This window comes from Vallitalea okinawensis, assembly GCF_002964605.1.
Taxonomy (GTDB): domain Bacteria; phylum Bacillota; class Clostridia; order Lachnospirales; family PQDH01; genus Vallitalea_A; species Vallitalea_A okinawensis.
The window spans coordinates 227,696-245,230 of the sequence record NZ_PQDH01000009.1; the positions used below are offsets into that span (position 1 = coordinate 227,696).

Genomic DNA, 17,535 nt, shown 5'->3' on the forward strand with positions numbered 1-17,535 from the left:
CACTTTGTCCTTTTTACAAGTCTATGCAATAAAAGAATCCTTTAAGAACAATTTTTAATACTTTGCGTTCTTAAAGGATTCTTATTAGCTTTACATACTATCATCAAATATACCCAATAAAGCCATTTGACCTTTGACGATGGCTTTACCAAGTACAAAAGCATTTTGAAGAGATAAGCTGCCATCTATGATTTGATTAAAACTCCTATCATCCATGGAAATCTCAATATGACTTTCCATACCTAGCCCTTCTAATATTCGTATACCATTCTTTTCTAAAATGAGTATGAAGTATAATTCTTTAATTCCTGTTATCTTAAAACTGTATATGAGATGATTAACAACCATCTGTGAAGGCTTGTACCGCTTTTTAAGACGCTCTTCTATTCCTTCAATACTTAGACCCTGCTCAACCTTTTTAAGCTTATTTTGAAACAATTTAGTGATTTCAAAGATATCATTGACTTCATTATTAACTTCTTTGCTTACTTCATTATTTTCAGGTGCAACTTCAGTTCTTTCTTGAGATACCATAGGTGTTGCTGCTTGATAGTCTGGAGTATATTGCTCCTTAATATCCTCCTTGATCATTGGTTCAACTTGTTCTATTGGTGTAACAGTCTGTACTGTTTTATGTATAGATGATGGTAAACAAGGTCTTTTAGAAGCCACATAACGATAAAAGTCTTCAAGTTTTTTCTCAATAGATTTTAAGATATCTGGTTTCTGCTGGATTATATTTTGATCCTGTACAACACCTTTTAATGTCTCAGGAGATTTACCTCCAAGATGTAACCATGAACGAACAAGGCAATTTTCTGCTAGTTGTTCTCCACTTTCTTTAGCGAGTGTTACAATGAGTCCATATCGGTCTAGGAATAAATCTTTGTTAAAATCGTGACACAGATCTAAGAATGTTTGCATGGTAGCACCGATGCCTACCCATCTTACCGTATTAACAATGATTACCCCTTCTACATTTTCTAATAACATATTGAAAGCTTGCATAGTGGGCATCTTTTTTGCTAAATGAAGTACTTTGGCTTCAACTTCTAACTCTAATAAGATACTTTCATAGATCTGAGCTACTTTATAAGAAGCATCTTGGTTTTCTTCTATACCGTCATTAATGATTAAGAACTTCACCTTTTCCCTCCTCTTATATCATTACTCTAACTTGACACCTTAATAAGTTCAATAATAGAAATACGCACCTCTTAAGGATCCGTATTTCTATTACTTTACAGGATATATAAGTTCTATATAGATATTATACTTTTAAAAATGATAATGCATCTTTATGATAACAGCTTTTAACACTGTCTAGATTCCAAGTTGTGAAGAACAAACGTCTACTTATCCTCATGTGTATGATATCATACTTTTTGAGATAAGGTACAATATTTCTTCCAATATGCAATTTGATATACATTTCTGAACCAAACAATTTCTTAAAAATTACGATGCCACTACCAAACACCTCAAGAACTTGAAAAAATCCTTGTTCCATGATTGGTGATTTCTCCTGATATTTATCTAAGAGTTTTTCTCGTCGATAACTGAGTAGATCAATAACTAATGGGTCAAATTCTACAACAGGGTATCCTATCTCATTTTTTATCTCTTTTTGAAGCTGCATAATTCTTGGAAATTCCTCTAGATATTCATAATAAACGTTATTATAATCTCTTTTTATATTTTTATGAGTTTTGACTCTTTCACTGGCCATAAAAAATCCAAGCTCCTTTAGGAGCTGTTTTGATTTATTATATGTTAGAAAGCTAGCTGTCTTTGGTATATGGTATAAGATAAATCGCTTAAATAAGTCCTCACTAATCTCATCCGTATATATAAATCCATATTCATGCTTTAAATACTTTTGAAATTGCAGTAAGTATTTTATATCGCCTTTATTTTTTTCTTTCTCGTAAATATAGTCATCTAATATATTAACCATATCTACGTGGGCAGGCAAAGTTTTTTGAAAAGTATTCAAATACTGCGTAATTGTCATACATTCACCACCTCATAGTGCTATTTTTCACTAGGGTGACGAAAAATATTCTAGGCTTGTTGTTTTTGGCTCATTATAATTTTGGTAAATGCAAAACCAGAAATGAATCCTGCAATATGAGCGATATTGTCAATATTTGTACCCATGATTCCCATAAATATTCCGATAATAGACATCATAAAAATCATAAAAGAATTAAGTCCTTCTATACTCTCACCACTTGTATAAGTCATAGCTAGAGCACTACCCATTATTCCAAATATCGCTCCTGATGCTCCTATGGCATATACATTGAGTTGATAGATATATGGTTGATAGAGATAAGTTGCCGTAGCACTACATAACCCAGCAACTAATCCAGTAAATAAATAAACAACCGTATACTTCGTTGATCCCATGTATTTTTCTAGTCTTGATCCAAAAATAAAGAGGTTAAACATATTAAATATCAAATGGCTGAAGTCCAAATGAGTGAACATAGAAGTGAATAATCGCCAAACCTCATAATTATTAAATAAGCGAATACTATTCAACCCCAAAATCTGCAGTACATAATTCTCATTATATAGCAATTGAAAAATGAACCAAAAGATAATGTTGACACCTAAAAAGGTATATGTAATCATAGGCTTTTTTGTCATTTCCTTCAAATGTATGTGAGGTTTATCTTTCTTCTTCTCAGGATGCAAGTACTGATCAATCACTTTTTCTATTCCTAAAATTTGATTTGGTGCATGATCAGGTATAGTCATCTGTTTATTGACACTGTCCACAAACCAATTGAAGGACATTATGTCACTATCATAATTAATGATTTCATCCTTTAGAGATGTATAAAGCTTAAAAATCTCATCCCCTCCAACGAATATATTTAATACGAATTTACGATGGATTGGAAATTTGTCAAAATAAGAATAAAAATCTGTTTCACATTTTTTAATAATATGTGACCATTGATGACTTGGGTAGAGATTCACATCATATAAATTAATGATATACATATGGTTTTGTGCTTGCTTTAAAAAGGAATGAATGTTTTGATTTGAAACCGGAATACGGTGATAACCGTTACTATTAAAATAATGTCGCATATAGTTTATAAAATTATTTATCATCATTGCTTGCTCCTTTTAATCCGAAACAAAATCAAGTAGCTAACAAAATATTAGAACCAATGTGGATATGAAGTTCAACATATTTAAGTTATATTTTATTATAACCGATGGTTTATTAATAATACAATACTCAAATAAGACTCCAAAAACGAAAAAAAAACCAGATGTATCATCTGGCAAAGAAATTAATAAGAAACGGGGATTTCTTATTAAAACGAGGTGAGCTTTGCTAATTCATAATAAATTAACAATTACAATACATATTTTAACATTCATTTAATGACAAGTCAATATCCTTTATACTTATTTTTGATTAATTTTTCAGAATTAACATTATCTTTACACAATATATTGTGCTATTTTTCAAAACTCCCACACTATATAGTTGCTTTTTGGGCGAAAAAAATTTTAAAATGTCAAATTTTTAATATTACCGAAGATTTATTTTACTTGCTGTCATAAAAAAGAAGAAAGCAAAAGAACTATCTCCGATGACAGAGATAGCTCTTTTGATCTATTATTTCTTATGCTTCGCCGCAAAGTGTTAATAACTTTTCCCAACGAGCATCAATTTCTTTTTGGATTTCTTCCACTTTAGCTGCATCTTTAGCCACGTGGCGGAAACGACCTTGAGCTTCTAACCAATCGCTGATTGGACGCTTCTTCTTAGGCATGTAAGATAATTTGTATACGCCATTTTCTACTTCATATAAAGGCCAGAAGCAAGAATCAACAGCAATCTCACATAACTCCATTAATTTAGGAGATTCGTATCTCCATCCACGAGGACATGGAGCAATTACGTTTAAGAATGCTGGACCTGGAGTATAAATAGCTTTCTCAGATTTCTCATGTAAATCTTTGAAGTTTTTAAGTGGTGCAGATTGAGCTACATATGGAACACCATGTGCAACCATAACTGCAGTTAAGTCTTTACGGAATTGTTGCTTACCTGGTACTACTGAACCAGCTGGTGAAGTTGTTGTATCTGCATACTTAGGTGTAGCAGATGAACGTTGAATACCAGTGTTCATGTATGCACCGTTATCATAACATACGTATACCATGTCATGACCACGTTCCATCGCACCTGATAATGATTGTAAACCGATATCATAAGTACCACCATCACCACCGAAAGCAATGAACTTATGAGTTTCGTCAATTTTACCTGTTCTCTTCATTGCAGTGTAAGCAGCTTCAGCACCTGAAATTGTTGCACCTGCATTTTCGAAAGCAGAGTGAATGAAAGAATCTTTCCAGGCTGTGTAAGGATATAAGAATGTAGAAACCTCTAAACATCCTGTAGCAGCACCGATAACAGCTTTATCTTCTGGTTTTAGTGCTCTTAATACTGTACGAACTACTGGTGGAGCACCACAACCAGCACACATTCTATGACCACCAGTAAGTCTTTCTGGTTTTTGACTTTGTTCTTTTAAATTATATGCCACTGTATTCACCTCCTATTAAGCTTCAACTACGCCAACGTAGCGATATGGATTTTCTACTTTACCTGCTTCTACGATATCAGCTAATGCAGCGTAAACTGTTTCAATGTTATCAGTCTTAACGTCACGACCACCTAAACCGTAGATGTAGTTAACTGCTAATGGACTGTTTTCTGCCAAGTATAGAGCACTAGTAATCTCTGTGAATAATGGTGCACCTTTAGCATTGAAACCATCACATTTATCCATTACTGCTACTGCTTTAACGTTAGCTAAAGCTGCCGCAAGTTCTTCAGCTGGGAATGGACGGAATACACGTATTTTGATTAAACCAACTTTTTCGCCTTTAGCTCTTAATTGGTCTACAACATACTTAGAAGTACCTGCAGTTGAACCGATTACTACGATAGCTCTTTCTGCATCTTCCATTTTATATGATTCGAATAAATCGTATTTTCTACCTGTCATAGCTTCGAACTCTTTAGAAACTTCAATGATAACTGCCTTAGCTCTAACCATAGCTTCAGCTTGTTGACGCTTATGTTCGAAGTAGTGATGAGTGATTGCTAAAGGACCTACAGCGATAGGTTCTTCTTTGTTTAACATATAAATATCAGCATCGTACTCACCAACGAATGCTTTTACTTTGTCATCTTCAATTAATTGAATGTTTTCAACCGCATGAGAAGTGATGAAACCATCGTAGCAGTTCATTACTGGTAATTGAACATCTTTGTGCTCACCAATACGAACAGCCATAATTGCGTTATCATAAGCTTCTTGGTTGTTTTCACCATATAATTGAATCCAGCCTGAATCTCTAGCACCCATTGAATCAGAATGATCGTTGTGGATGTTGATTGGACCAGATAATGCACGGTTTACTACATTTAATACGATTGGTAATTTAGATGATGCTGCTATGTAAAGCATCTCCCACATTAATGCTAATCCATTTGCAGATGTAGCTGTGATTGTTCTTGCACCAGCTGCTTGAGCACCGATACATGCAGACATAGCTGAATGCTCAGACTCTACAGGAACGAATTCAGTATCAACTAAACCGTTATTAACGAAAGCTGAGAAGTATTGTGGTACTTCTGTTGAAGGCGTAATAGGGAATGCTGCTACTACATCAGGATTGATTTGTCGCATAGCAACAGCAACCGCCTCGTTACCAGATAATTTATCGCGAATTGCCATTATACTTACCCTCCTAGAAAATTAAATTCCGTATTTCATCTATTTTAACCTCTTACGAATTACTCTCCCTCAGGAACGAAATCGAAAGCGCCAAATGGACAAGCTTCTACACAAACACCGCAACCTTTACAGTGATCAAAGTCGACACCTGTCATTTTTTTCTCTGAAACCATGATAGAACTATCAGGACAAACAGGGAAACAAAGCAAACAATGTTTACACTTATCTTCATGCCATACAGGCTTCATAGCTCTCCAGTCACCAGTTTTGAACTCATGAGCGTTACCTGTTGAAGTAACAACGCCACCTGGAGTTGTATCTTGCCATGGAGTGTAAGGTGGAATTATACATTTATTGAATTTACTCATGCGCCTTTCACCTCCGTAAGTGCCATTTTTAATGCATCCATATTCGCTGGAATAACGTGTGGCTTGTTAGCGAATTTGTGTGCAAAAGATTTAGCCATTGCTTCAACTAAAATATCTTCATCCATGATTTTGGATACTTTACATACTGCAGCTAACATAGGTGTATTAGGGAAATAACGACCTAATGTTGCCATAGAAATTTTTCTAGCATCTACAGTGTAAACGCCACCTTTGTATCCTTTTAATTTACCAAGGATCTCTTCAGGTGTTTTTTCTGTGTTAATGATGATTGCACCAGTTTCTTTTAAACCAGCTGTAACATCAACCACATCGATTAATGTTTCATCAACAACAACAACATAATCTGGTTCATAAATATTTGAGTGAATTGGACATCTTTCATCACTAATACGATTGTAAGCAGTGATAGGTGCTCCCATACGTTCTGGACCGTATTCTGGGAAACCTTGAATAAATTTACCAGTGTCAAAAGCTGCTTCGGCTAATAATAGGGATGCAGTCTTAGCGCCTTGTCCACCTCTACCATGCCAGCGGATCTCAATCATGTTGTTACTCATGTGTTGGTACCCTCCTTGTATATATAAATTTTACTATTTTCCATCTATTAGTTTAACACCCCGAAAGTCAAATTGTCAATAAAAAAACGTATATTGTATACATATAAATGGCGGATTTTTCGACCATTTTTTACCTAAATATTACTTATATTCAATCTATTTGTATTTCACTATTTCTAGTTGAGAACTCTTCTTATTTATAGCGTACTTTTTCTATTTACTTCAAAAATAGTAAAATCCTAAACCAACTCTAACTTATATAATAATGCATAATTATTATTATATAACGTTTATTATCTATTGTTTTGAAGTACTCTTTAGTTTTTAAATATAAACAAGCTTATTACTTAAATATTTTTCTTAAAGTTCTCAATAACTACATAATATTGATAAATTTTAGATCGTAAAAAAAGCAAAGATATATTCTCATTAAAGAATATCTTTACTTTATTTTATAAATGATATAATTTCATATACCTTATATGTATTTACCTTAATTATGTAATTAGAAGGAATAATAAGGTTTTTATTGTTAATTTATTAACCATATCTGCCTTCCTTATAAATCTAAATCATTATTTGAATGGCGTAAAGTAATGCTACACCTGGTAACCCTAGGATGGATACAATAGCTCCTGTAAGGAAATTAAGTCCAACCTGCCAATGCATAGGTGCAATTAAGTTAATAAAGTATAAACAAAATAGCCCAACACCACAATTTAGTAGTAACATACCAATAATTTTAAAAAACTTTGGCATGACCATGATCACAGAAATGGCTAAGGTAATAATAATAATTAAAATAAGTACTTGGTTAGAATCCAATATTCTCACTCCTTCCACCCACTAGCTTGTTAAGGCGCTATATTACAGTATATTAGAGCATGTCTACTTTTAGAACTCAATATTTCATACTATAAAACAAGATATTTATATAAGCTGAATAAAGAGAACACCTTAGATTTATATAAAAATCTAAGGTGTTCTTAGTGATGCTCAACATTTAGTGTACTCAACTATATTCTAATTGAAATAATCTGATTCAAACTAATATAATGCATTTACAAGTTGATTAATAACAGTTGCTGCTTCTGCTCTTGTTAATGTATCTTTTGGCGCAAAGGTATTATCATCATTCCCTTGTAAGATATTATTAGATGTTAAATAATTGATACTATCTACTGCATCATCAGAAATCTCATTTGAATCAACAAATGTTATTGGATCTATTGGTTCATATTTCTTCTCAAAAGGATCCTCATTTTGTAATGCTTTTGCTAATATAACAGCCATAGCCTCTCTTGAAATTGGTTGATTAGCCTTGACTACATCTAAAGAAGTAATAAGCCCTGCCTCTAAAGCAGCTTCCACATATGGCTCAAACCATACTCCATCTGTACTTTCTACTGAAAGTCCTAAGGCACATACTACTAATTTAGTGAACTCAGCATAAGTCAATGTTCCTTCAGGATCAAACTCGTTAAGAGACTTTCCATCAATTATCCCTTTTGAAGCAAGACTTTCAATAGTCTTTTGAGCCCAGTGTCCATTGATATCTTCAAAGGACTTATTATCTGTTAATACTGCGTACTTACTAAAATGGTTTACTCGAGCGGCAACAGTATTTGTATCAGCATCATAGACTCCACCAACTACTTCCCATTGATTTGTCTCTTCATTTAGATAATATATAGCTAATCGATCTGTATCAACATCCTTAGAATTATCTACTGGGATGTGAATAATTAATGGTTTCTTAAATTGGTTAACCTTATCATTTTTACCATTGGCTGCACTGAACTTGAAGTTGTAAATCTTTGAAACCACTTGACTATTTTTTGCTTCTGATAAAGTAACATTTAATTTAACTGAAGCTTTGTCATCATTATTTAAGGCATTAGGTGGAATAATAACCATTGCTTCACCAACTTGAATGCCAAGTGATTTTTCACTATCATTTAATTTCTCAAATGTGCTGTTGTTAATTTTAATATCTGCAGAATCTTCACCTTCTTCTAAGGTAAACTCAACATCAACAACATCATCTTCTACATCCTTAAGTTGATCTTCTATATCAGAATTACTTATAGTAGTTGAGGTACCACTAGGTCCTCCTGAGCTGCCACCGCTTGATCCACCTGAACTACCACCACTTGATGAGTTATCATCAACGGATAAATTATATGTTGTCTCCCATATAGTAAGGTTACCAGCATAATCTACTACAGCAATTTCAATGATATTTTCGCCTTCTTCGATTGGGGCTAAAACATCTTCAATTGTGGAAGGTGCATTTTCAAGTATTTTTTCATTATAAGACTTAAAGTCTTCATTCTTCGTGTATACCATATTTTCGTTTACATAGACATCATAAGCAGGTAAGTAATCTGATACCATAATAGTATCGATACTTAGATAATATCTATCTCCAACCTCTTCTACATCATCGCCTAAATTAACAGAAATAATTGTTGGGTCTACTCCATCTACAAAAAACTCATGTTCAAAAGTTAAATCGTTATCTGCTACGTCACATACATCAATATTTAACTTGACTTGGTCTTGCTCCTCCGTATTTGCATTATAAGTAAATTCCCAAACACCATCATCAGCATTATACTCTAATGGCACTACATCATTATTGATCTTCAGATAATCAATGGCTGAAACATCATCCACAGTACCTGCTATAACAACATAATAGCCGCCATCTGCTTCAAGTATGAGCTCTGGACTAATGACATCTTTGTATTCTTCAGGTGTCTCAATAACAACTGTTGGTGGTTCTTGGTCATTGTCTGCTGCTCCTATTGGCTCAGCTGTATTAAATACAATAACTTCAGCTTCTAAACTAAAGTAGTCTTCATCAGGTGTAAAACCATCTAAATCATCGTCATCAATGAATTTAACAACACTGTCAGTAGTTACTTCAACAGTAGATGATGTTGTAGTAACAGCAGCTGATGTTGTCGCATAAGGTTCATTAAGTACACTAAACAGCTCTTCATCAATAACATAAACAGCTTCTAGATAAGTCTGACCTGCATCAACAGCTTCTAATGTATCATGATCTATGAAGTCCATGACTTCTTCATCATATGTTTCTAGATAGAAGACTTTTTCCATGTCACTTGTTACAAGTAGATAGTTATCTTCTCCATATATTGTTGAATCTAATTTATATGCTTCATTAACCTGGATATCATATTCGTTAGTTAATTCAGATGCAGCATTCATATTGATAACATCATCTTCGAAGTCAGCAAATTCCATGTTTGGAGATACTGGAATTGGTACACCTAGTTCATACGCACTACCTAAATCTACGGAACCATTCATACTTTCAACAACTGGAATTAGTATGAAATCTCCCCCTATGCCTTCTTCATAGATCTTATTTTCTACATCTGCAATATCAATTACATTACTATCACTATAGTATTCGTATAACTCATCCGTCTCAGCACCTAAGCACCAAACACCATAGGATTTGATACCTTTACCTGCTGATGTTGCCTCAATAGTGAATTCCATTGTCTCTTGATTAAGCGTTACACTATCAATTGTGGACATCGTATGATCCACATTAAATGGATAGTCATAAACTTGATAATCAGCATCTTCATAATTGATTTTCGCCATGATTCTCATATAATACTGACCATCTTCTACATAGTCACCATTTAAGGTTAAATCCCAACCTAAAAATGATAAATCATAAGCAGTATCACCATAATTCTTAGTTAAATCTTCAAAAATTCCTAAGGTCTTAATATATTCCTTGGATTCATCTAAAATCATTACCTTTAACTCTTTCGCATTTCTGAGTAAAGATAGTCTAGGTGAAATGTACTGTGAACTAAACTCATTTGTTGGATTACCCACAACGATATTGTCTAATCTATAAGTGTCCTCTGATGGTACTTCACCTAATGGGTTACCAAATTGATTTTGTAAATAAGAATCCCAGAAGAATGATTCATTAGTCTCATCGTCGTAGATCATTCCATCAAGAATCGGTGCTGCATTCCAATCACCATAAAAACCGATAAATGGGATACTTGCTAAGTGAACATCATCAATAGCATCAAATTGTACAAAACCTTCTATGAAAGCACCATTATCATAAACGTCCGTTAATTTAACAACATTACCACTATATATAATATAGGCATCTTCAATATCAATCTGAACATCCACATCTACTGTACCATTTGCTGGAACAACAACTTCCTCATTCAGTTCCACTTCTAAAGCCACATATTCTCCATCAACTTCTTTATAGAGAGGTGTAGTTGCTGGAACAATAAACTCATAACCATAAGCATTCACTCCTGTCTGAGTCATAACAGCTCCAGAACCTTTCACTGTTACCTCCTCATCGGAATAGTTGGTTAGTGTTACCTCAAATTCAATATCCTCATCAACCTCATATAATTCAACTTCTGCTTCTCCCGATTCCTCATCTGTAGCAACAATAGGCGTTGATACAGCATTGTACACATTAATTACCCCTGCACCTTGCTGACGTGGGGAAGAGAGAGTTTCTTCATAACTATGTGGTACCGCTGAAGACATAGCTAAATTCTTTGCAAAAAGAACCTTTTCAGCACCCTCTAGTTCAGGAAACTCTTCATTTATTCTTTGAGTAATGAGTGCCATCACACCTGAAACATGAGGAGCAGCCATACTTGTACCGCTCATAGAACCATAACTATCATCGTTAAACGTAGAATATATTTGTCCACCTGGCGCAGTGATCTCTGGTTTAAGATCAAGAGTTGATACAGTCCCCCATGATGAGAAACTAGACATTTCACCAGATAAAGCATTAACTTCCTCTTTCTCACCGCCAAAAGAAATAACTTTTTCTTCAGCTGCTTCCAATGCTGCACCATCACTATTACCGACAAAAATAGCTGGTATTTTTATATTACCAACATACATGTTGATAAGTTCATCACCACCATCTTCATGATTATAGATAACAGCGGCAATAGCACCATGTTTATAAGCATTATTCACTTTATCAACAAAAGACATATCACCACGTTTAATAAGTGCTATCTTACCATATACATTAACAAACTCATTATCGTGACCTACTCCACAGTAAACATATTCATAGTCCTCTGTACCCAATGTGCCGATAGGATCTTTAGGACCTGCCTCGCTATAAATATATTGGTCATCTCCATGATTAATCGTTTCAGCATGAATGATGCTGTTTTCTAGAGATGCAACTTGTAAAGCTGACTCTACTAATCCTGGTGCACCAGCCATACTGATATCTGGATTATCTGCTACAGGATATAATAAGTTTTCACCAAAGAAGCCTGAGTTACCAGCTGAAATTGAACAGATAACACCACTATCCGTTGCACGTTGTACAGCTTGCTGCTCTAAATCTTGACTGTTAACGAAAGCTGAAGGTGCTCCTAAAGACATGTTGATTACATCTGCATCTAAAGCGATAGCATCATCAATAGCAGCTATAATCATATCACCATAGGTGGATTCTTCTGCAGGATTGTTACCGAAAACTTTTAATGCAAGTAATTGTGTTTCTGGAGCTACACCTTTAAGGCCTTCTTCATCAGGACTATTAGCTCCAACTGTACCCGCTACATGCATACCATGCATACTTGCATAATTACCACTATCAATAACTTCATCATTGTTATCAAAATAGTTATAACCATAGGGTACTTTATCCGTATAATATTTACCCTCTAACCCATTTGCTGCAACTAAACTATCAACAACTTCTACACTTAATTTGGCATTGTCTGGATTACTTAGTCGCATATCCTTATGTGTATAATCAATCCCTGTGTCAATAATAGCTACAACTGTACCTTCACCAGTATATTTACCATCATAATCTATTGCCTCTGGGAGATCAATAAAATCACCACTTGTAAACATTTCTGGTTCAGGTCTTGCATATTCAGTTGCTATGTATACACTCTTTACATCTGATAATTCCTCAATACGCTTTGCATCACCTACTGTAGTTGTAGCACTGAATCCATTAACTACATTAGTAAATTGATGATGGTAATCTACAGATATTTTACTATCAACGATATCATCCATCACTTGAACTTGGTAGCTTTCTAATTCCACTGCAACATCATTTAACTTTGCTGTAGAATACTCAAGAGCTGGACTCTTGTCTAGTTCTACAATAATACGTACTTCATCCGAATCTTGAAGCCCATATTCTTCTTGAAGAGTTTTCATTCTTGAAGTTTTTATTTCCTTTACTCGATCCTTGTGTGAAGTCTCTGCAGACGCTGTTATTACATTCCCTGCAAGCATTGACAAAATTAGAACCATTGACAGAATTCTCTTCATTAAATTTCCCTCCTTTTATTTGTTTTTACATCAAAAATTACTACAGCATATGACAAAATCTAATTTATACTGTAGTATTTAAGCTTATACACCTCCTCTATCGAGATGTGCATATTTTACCATATTTTATATGTATTATCAATTATACTGTAATTAATAGGTTAGCATGGATAAATTATTCATTTTTTTGATATCTGAGACAAAAAAATAGCGCATGGATATGCGCTTTCAAGAACAGAATTTTTTTACTTCATTTAGCAAATGTTCATAGCGTAAATGTAACGCTTTAAGTTGGTAGATATAGCTGTCGATTATGCTTTGGTCAGTAGCATAATCATACTTGTTGTGTATTTGGTCAATTTCTTCTTGGGTTTCTTTGAGGAGTTCCATAATTTGTCTCTCTTCTTCTGATAGTGTATCTTCAGTGTTGTGCCATAAGTTAGGTATCATTGTTCTACCTTCTTTCACCAAGGAACCACAATCCTTCGGTAATAAGTATGTGTTCAGTTAAATTATAGTCTAATATTTTCCATTTTATTCATATAATTAATTTAATCTGCCTTATAGAAGTTATTAAGAAAATATGGTAATATTAAGTTGGAAAGAAATTTAAACAATAGGTGATTAGAATGATAAAGAAGAACCAAAGACATTTAAATAGAATATTAGTTATTTTGGATGGTCTCGTTATATGCATCTCTTTAATATTAGCTTGGTATTTACGTTTTTATTCTGGCATGTTTGAAGTTGATGCTAACTTCCTGTCCTTTGAATATTACATAAAACCATTGATTTATATCGTACCATCATATTGGTTGCTGTATTACATCTTTAAAATGTACAAACCAAAAAGAACTTCAAGTATTCTTTTTGAGATTTTTGATATTATAAAAGTTAATATAGTAATTGTTGCTTTGTTTATTACATTCTTATATGTAACAAAAAGTATCCACTATTCACGTTTAGTCATTTTCTTATTTGGATGCATCAATATTACTTTAAGTACCATAGAGCGATATATACTACGACAAATTTTACACGTTATGCGATCAAAGGGATTTAATCAAAAGCATCTCCTTATCGTAGGCTATAGCTCAGCTGCAGAAGAATATATTCGACATATAAGAAATAATCCTCAATGGGGTTATCAAATTTATGGCATTTTAGATAATCATAAGAAAATGAACTATACATACGCTGGGATAAAGGTAATAGGTCGATTAGATGAACTAGATTCACTTATTGATTCCATTAATTTAGATGAAATTGTAGTTACACTTAACCTAAAAGACTATCATCAATTAGAAAGTATTATAGAACGATGTGAGAAATCAGGTATCTTTACTAGGCTTGTACCTGACTATTTTAAATTTATATCCAAGAATCCTTATATCGAAAATTTAGATGGTCTTCCTGTTATAAGTATAAGAGACGTACCACTTAATGATTATATCAAGCGATTTGTTAAACGTTGCATTGATATAGTAGGAGCTATCGTTGCCTTAATTTTATTCAGTCCAATAATGATTACAACAGCCCTTATTACAAAAGTTACTTCACCTGGTCCTATCCTCTTCAAACAGGAACGAGTTGGATTAGATCGAAAATCCTTTATGATGTATAAATTTAGATCCATGGTTGTTCAGAATTCTAAGTCATCGAATACAGTATGGACTACCAGTAATGATCCTCGAATAACACCCATTGGAAGATTCATACGACGAACAAGTATCGATGAATTACCTCAACTATTCAATGTTATCAAAGGTGATATGAGTTTAATTGGTCCAAGACCTGAACGTCCTTATTATGTAGATAAATTCAAAGAGGAAATTCCTAAATACATGATTAAGCATCAAGTAAGACCTGGTATGACCGGTTGGGCTCAAGTTCATGGCTGGCGTGGTGATACATCCATAAAGAAAAGAATTGAATATGATATCTATTACATTGAACATTGGACCTTGAAAATGGATATTAAAATTGCATTTTTAACAGTATTTAAAGGCTTTGTACATAGAAATGCATATTAGAAAGGAGTCCCCATAGGACTTCTTTTTAATAAACAATAAGTTAATAATTATCTATTTAGCATCAAGAAACTCTAAAAAAGATTTTACATTAGCCTCTTGGCTATATTTATATAGTAACATTTGTATTTTATTCTTATCTACCTGCCTATAATCTTTCATTCTATGATATAAAGAATCTTCTATTTCATCATTCTCTCCGTATATTGTAAAATAATTAGCACAGTCTCCATAAACTTCTTCAAAAACATCTATGTTACTTACAATAATAGGTTTATAGAATGAAAGCGCTTCTATAGGCGGAATTCCAAACCCTTCACAAAAAGAGGGGTATATGAATGCTGAGCAATTTCTTAATAATTCGTTTTTTTCATCTTCTTCTACATAACCTATATATCTAAATTTACCATTTGACAGCTTTTTAGTATCATTTATTTTCTTTAACAGTTTATCATCATATAAATTACCACATATCACTAGGTCTTTTTGACCATTATTTTTTAAATATTTGATATATGCTTCAAGTAATAACCGAACACCTTTACGTTCTTCAATATTTCCAATAAATAAAAAGTAATCTTTATCATTATTAATTGGATTGAAGTTATAATTTATTATTGGATATACTTTTGTAGAGCTTATATATTTTAATTTATTAAAATACTTCTCAGCTTTAGATTTACAATCATTTGATATATATATTACCTTATCAGTTATCATTAATGTTTTAGAAAGAAAAAACTTAAAATAGATTCTATATATAAATGAGTGATACTTATGAGTTATGGGTATAATATCATGAATATTAATAATGCATTTTAAATTAGGTAATTCTTTTTTTAGATTTCTTGTAATTATAAAATTTGGTTCATAAAAATATTCAGGCTTTATTTTAGAAAGGATGTCTTCTATAAATTTAAAATATAAGAATACTTCTCTATTTTTGTTTACACTTTTCCCATATTCAATTATCTCAATTTTACCAGCTAACTTTTCAATAAGTTCTCCTTTAACAATATCAGTTATTCCAATTATATGTATATTGGATTTTTTTAAAATACCATCTAGTAAATAATATATATATATTCCTATTCCACTAGGCTTCCCTGTTAATTTTCTTAAATCAATTACCATTTTCATAATTATATTCACCCCACAATTCCTCAAGTTGAGTAACATTTCTATCCCATGAATATTCTCTTTGTATAAGTTTATATCCATTATTTTTCATCTGATAAAGTAGTTTATCATTATTTTCAAGTAACTTAAAGCAGTTAACAAATTCATCAACTGTATTAGCAATTAAAATATTCTCCTTATGCTTCAATCCTTTAATTCCAGTTAGACATTGATCAGTAGTAATACAAGGTATTTGAGCCGCTAAAGCCTCAAGAACTTTATTCTGCATTCCTGTGGCTTCAAAAATTGGATAAATAGCAATATCTGCTATAGCTAAGTATTGCTCAATTTTATCTACATATCCAGTGATAATTATATCACTATTTTTTAATATTTGAATCTCTTTTGAAACCTGTCCTCCAACTAAAAATAGTCTTATTCTCCTATTTAACTTTGGCATTATTTCATTAACTAAAAACTTTATTGCTTTAATATTTGGAAAATATGACATATTACCTTGAAAAATTATATTAGTGTAATTATTTGATACTTCTTTATCTCTATATTTTTGTTTACATTCGTGTAAAAAATTATAATCCAAATTAACTCCTATTGGATTAACAATTATGTTTTCATTTAGTAAATATTTTTTATCTCTTTCTGCCACTATAGTTTTAATATCATACTTATTAAGCACTTTATTTTCATATTTTTTTAATAATAAATACTCTGTATGCCATAACAATTTTAAGATATTCTTACATTTATCTCTTCTTAGACGCATATTAAGAGAATATGCATCAACCAGGGTAATAGATTTTTTAGTTTTCTTATCAATAAAATATTCTGCCATTCTAAATGAAAGTACGTGCACAATATCAGGTTTAATTTCATTATATAACTTATCAATTATATCTCTAATTTTTTTCATATAAAACATGTTTGCTTGAATACTTTTACCATTATAAAAGACTTTTAATGAGGAAATGATCTTAGATAACTTGTTAGAATTAAATAAGTATATCTCCTCACAATATTTGGACATTTCTTTATCAAGTTCATTCAACTGATTTTCATAAAAAGAAACTAAGTAAACTTTATGTCGTTTACTTAGCTCTTTTATTTGATTATAGGAGATTAGCTGATCTCCTTTAATGTAAGGATAAGGTTGTCTAGCTGTAAGATATAATATTTTCACATAATCACCTATTTATCAAAATAATTAGTACAATATCTCAATATTATCAACTAAAATACTCAAACTTCTTGAATCTTCATTGATCTGTAATTCTTGAGG

13 protein-coding genes are annotated in these 17,535 nt (G+C 32.5%); 1 reads left to right on the plus strand and 12 read right to left on the minus strand.

Annotated elements, in window-relative coordinates:
• Positions 1-90: 90 nt before the first annotated feature.
• From C1Y58_RS21075 to C1Y58_RS21120, 10 genes are all read right to left on the minus strand, one after another.
• Positions 91-1,146: an SCP2 sterol-binding domain-containing protein gene (locus C1Y58_RS21075; RefSeq protein WP_105618521.1), complete on the minus strand. Its 1,056-nt coding sequence runs from the start codon at positions 1,144-1,146 to the stop codon at positions 91-93.
• 124 nt (positions 1,147-1,270) lie between these two features.
• On the minus strand, positions 1,271-2,014 hold the full coding sequence (locus tag C1Y58_RS21080; RefSeq protein ID WP_105618523.1) for a hypothetical protein: 744 nt from the start codon (positions 2,012-2,014) through the stop codon (positions 1,271-1,273).
• 50 nt (positions 2,015-2,064) lie between these two features.
• On the minus strand, positions 2,065-3,132 hold the full coding sequence (locus C1Y58_RS21085; RefSeq protein ID WP_105618524.1) for a rhomboid family intramembrane serine protease: 1,068 nt from the start codon (positions 3,130-3,132) through the stop codon (positions 2,065-2,067).
• Between the two features lie 521 nt (positions 3,133-3,653).
• Complete coding sequence (locus tag C1Y58_RS21090; protein ID WP_105618526.1) at positions 3,654-4,583, minus strand: thiamine pyrophosphate-dependent enzyme; 930 nt, start codon at positions 4,581-4,583, stop codon at positions 3,654-3,656.
• A 15-nt stretch (positions 4,584-4,598) separates the two neighbouring features.
• Positions 4,599-5,783, minus strand: a complete 1,185-nt coding sequence (porA, locus tag C1Y58_RS21095) for a pyruvate ferredoxin oxidoreductase (RefSeq protein WP_105618528.1) — start codon at positions 5,781-5,783, stop codon at positions 4,599-4,601.
• A gap of 59 nt (positions 5,784-5,842) precedes the next feature.
• Positions 5,843-6,151, minus strand: coding sequence for a 4Fe-4S binding protein (locus tag C1Y58_RS21100; RefSeq protein ID WP_105618530.1), 309 nt, complete (start codon positions 6,149-6,151; stop codon positions 5,843-5,845).
• On the minus strand, positions 6,148-6,729 hold the full coding sequence (locus C1Y58_RS21105) for a 2-oxoacid:acceptor oxidoreductase family protein (protein ID WP_105618532.1): 582 nt from the start codon (positions 6,727-6,729) through the stop codon (positions 6,148-6,150). The genes C1Y58_RS21100 and C1Y58_RS21105 overlap by 4 nt, the downstream gene beginning before the upstream one ends.
• 567 nt (positions 6,730-7,296) lie before the next feature.
• The gene (locus C1Y58_RS21110) at positions 7,297-7,554 is read right to left on the minus strand and encodes a pro-sigmaK processing inhibitor BofA family protein (protein ID WP_105618534.1); all 258 of its coding nucleotides are present in this window, start codon (positions 7,552-7,554) and stop codon (positions 7,297-7,299) included.
• A 222-nt stretch (positions 7,555-7,776) separates the two neighbouring features.
• Positions 7,777-13,089 (minus strand): S8 family serine peptidase, encoded by a 5,313-nt coding sequence (locus C1Y58_RS21115; protein WP_105618536.1) that lies wholly within the window; start codon positions 13,087-13,089, stop codon positions 7,777-7,779.
• Between the two features lie 228 nt (positions 13,090-13,317).
• Positions 13,318-13,539, minus strand: coding sequence for a DUF2508 family protein (locus tag C1Y58_RS21120; RefSeq protein ID WP_105618538.1), 222 nt, complete (start codon positions 13,537-13,539; stop codon positions 13,318-13,320).
• 179 nt (positions 13,540-13,718) lie between these two features.
• Between C1Y58_RS21120 and C1Y58_RS21125 the strand changes: the two genes are divergently transcribed.
• Positions 13,719-15,122, plus strand: coding sequence for an undecaprenyl-phosphate glucose phosphotransferase (locus C1Y58_RS21125; protein ID WP_105618540.1), 1,404 nt, complete (start codon positions 13,719-13,721; stop codon positions 15,120-15,122).
• A gap of 51 nt (positions 15,123-15,173) precedes the next feature.
• On the opposite strand, the gene C1Y58_RS21130 is transcribed toward C1Y58_RS21125, so the two are convergent.
• Entirely contained in the window at positions 15,174-16,259 is a 1,086-nt protein-coding gene (locus C1Y58_RS21130; protein WP_157950229.1) for a glycosyltransferase, read from the minus strand.
• Complete coding sequence (locus C1Y58_RS21135; RefSeq protein WP_105618544.1) at positions 16,243-17,436, minus strand: glycosyltransferase family 4 protein; 1,194 nt, start codon at positions 17,434-17,436, stop codon at positions 16,243-16,245. Before C1Y58_RS21135 ends, C1Y58_RS21130 begins: the two co-directional genes overlap by 17 nt.
• Positions 17,437-17,535: the final 99 nt, after the last annotated feature.

What these genes read in the sequence shown, in the direction of transcription:
- C1Y58_RS21100 (WP_105618530.1), bottom strand. Translation starts at nt 6,151, where the DNA reads ATGAGTAAATTCAATAAATGTATAATTCCACCTTACACTCCATGGCAA.
- C1Y58_RS21120 (WP_105618538.1), bottom strand. Translation starts at nt 13,539, where the DNA reads ATGATACCTAACTTATGGCACAACACTGAAGATACACTATCAGAAGAA.
- C1Y58_RS21130 (WP_157950229.1), bottom strand. Translation starts at nt 16,259, where the DNA reads ATGAAAATGGTAATTGATTTAAGAAAATTAACAGGGAAGCCTAGTGGA.
- C1Y58_RS21115 (WP_105618536.1), bottom strand. Translation starts at nt 13,089, where the DNA reads ATGAAGAGAATTCTGTCAATGGTTCTAATTTTGTCAATGCTTGCAGGG.
- C1Y58_RS21085 (WP_105618524.1), bottom strand. Translation starts at nt 3,132, where the DNA reads ATGATGATAAATAATTTTATAAACTATATGCGACATTATTTTAATAGT.
- C1Y58_RS21080 (WP_105618523.1), bottom strand. Translation starts at nt 2,014, where the DNA reads ATGACAATTACGCAGTATTTGAATACTTTTCAAAAAACTTTGCCTGCC.
- C1Y58_RS21125 (WP_105618540.1), top strand. Translation starts at nt 13,719, where the DNA reads ATGATAAAGAAGAACCAAAGACATTTAAATAGAATATTAGTTATTTTG.
- C1Y58_RS21105 (WP_105618532.1), bottom strand. Translation starts at nt 6,729, where the DNA reads ATGAGTAACAACATGATTGAGATCCGCTGGCATGGTAGAGGTGGACAA.
- porA (WP_105618528.1), bottom strand. Translation starts at nt 5,783, where the DNA reads ATGGCAATTCGCGATAAATTATCTGGTAACGAGGCGGTTGCTGTTGCT.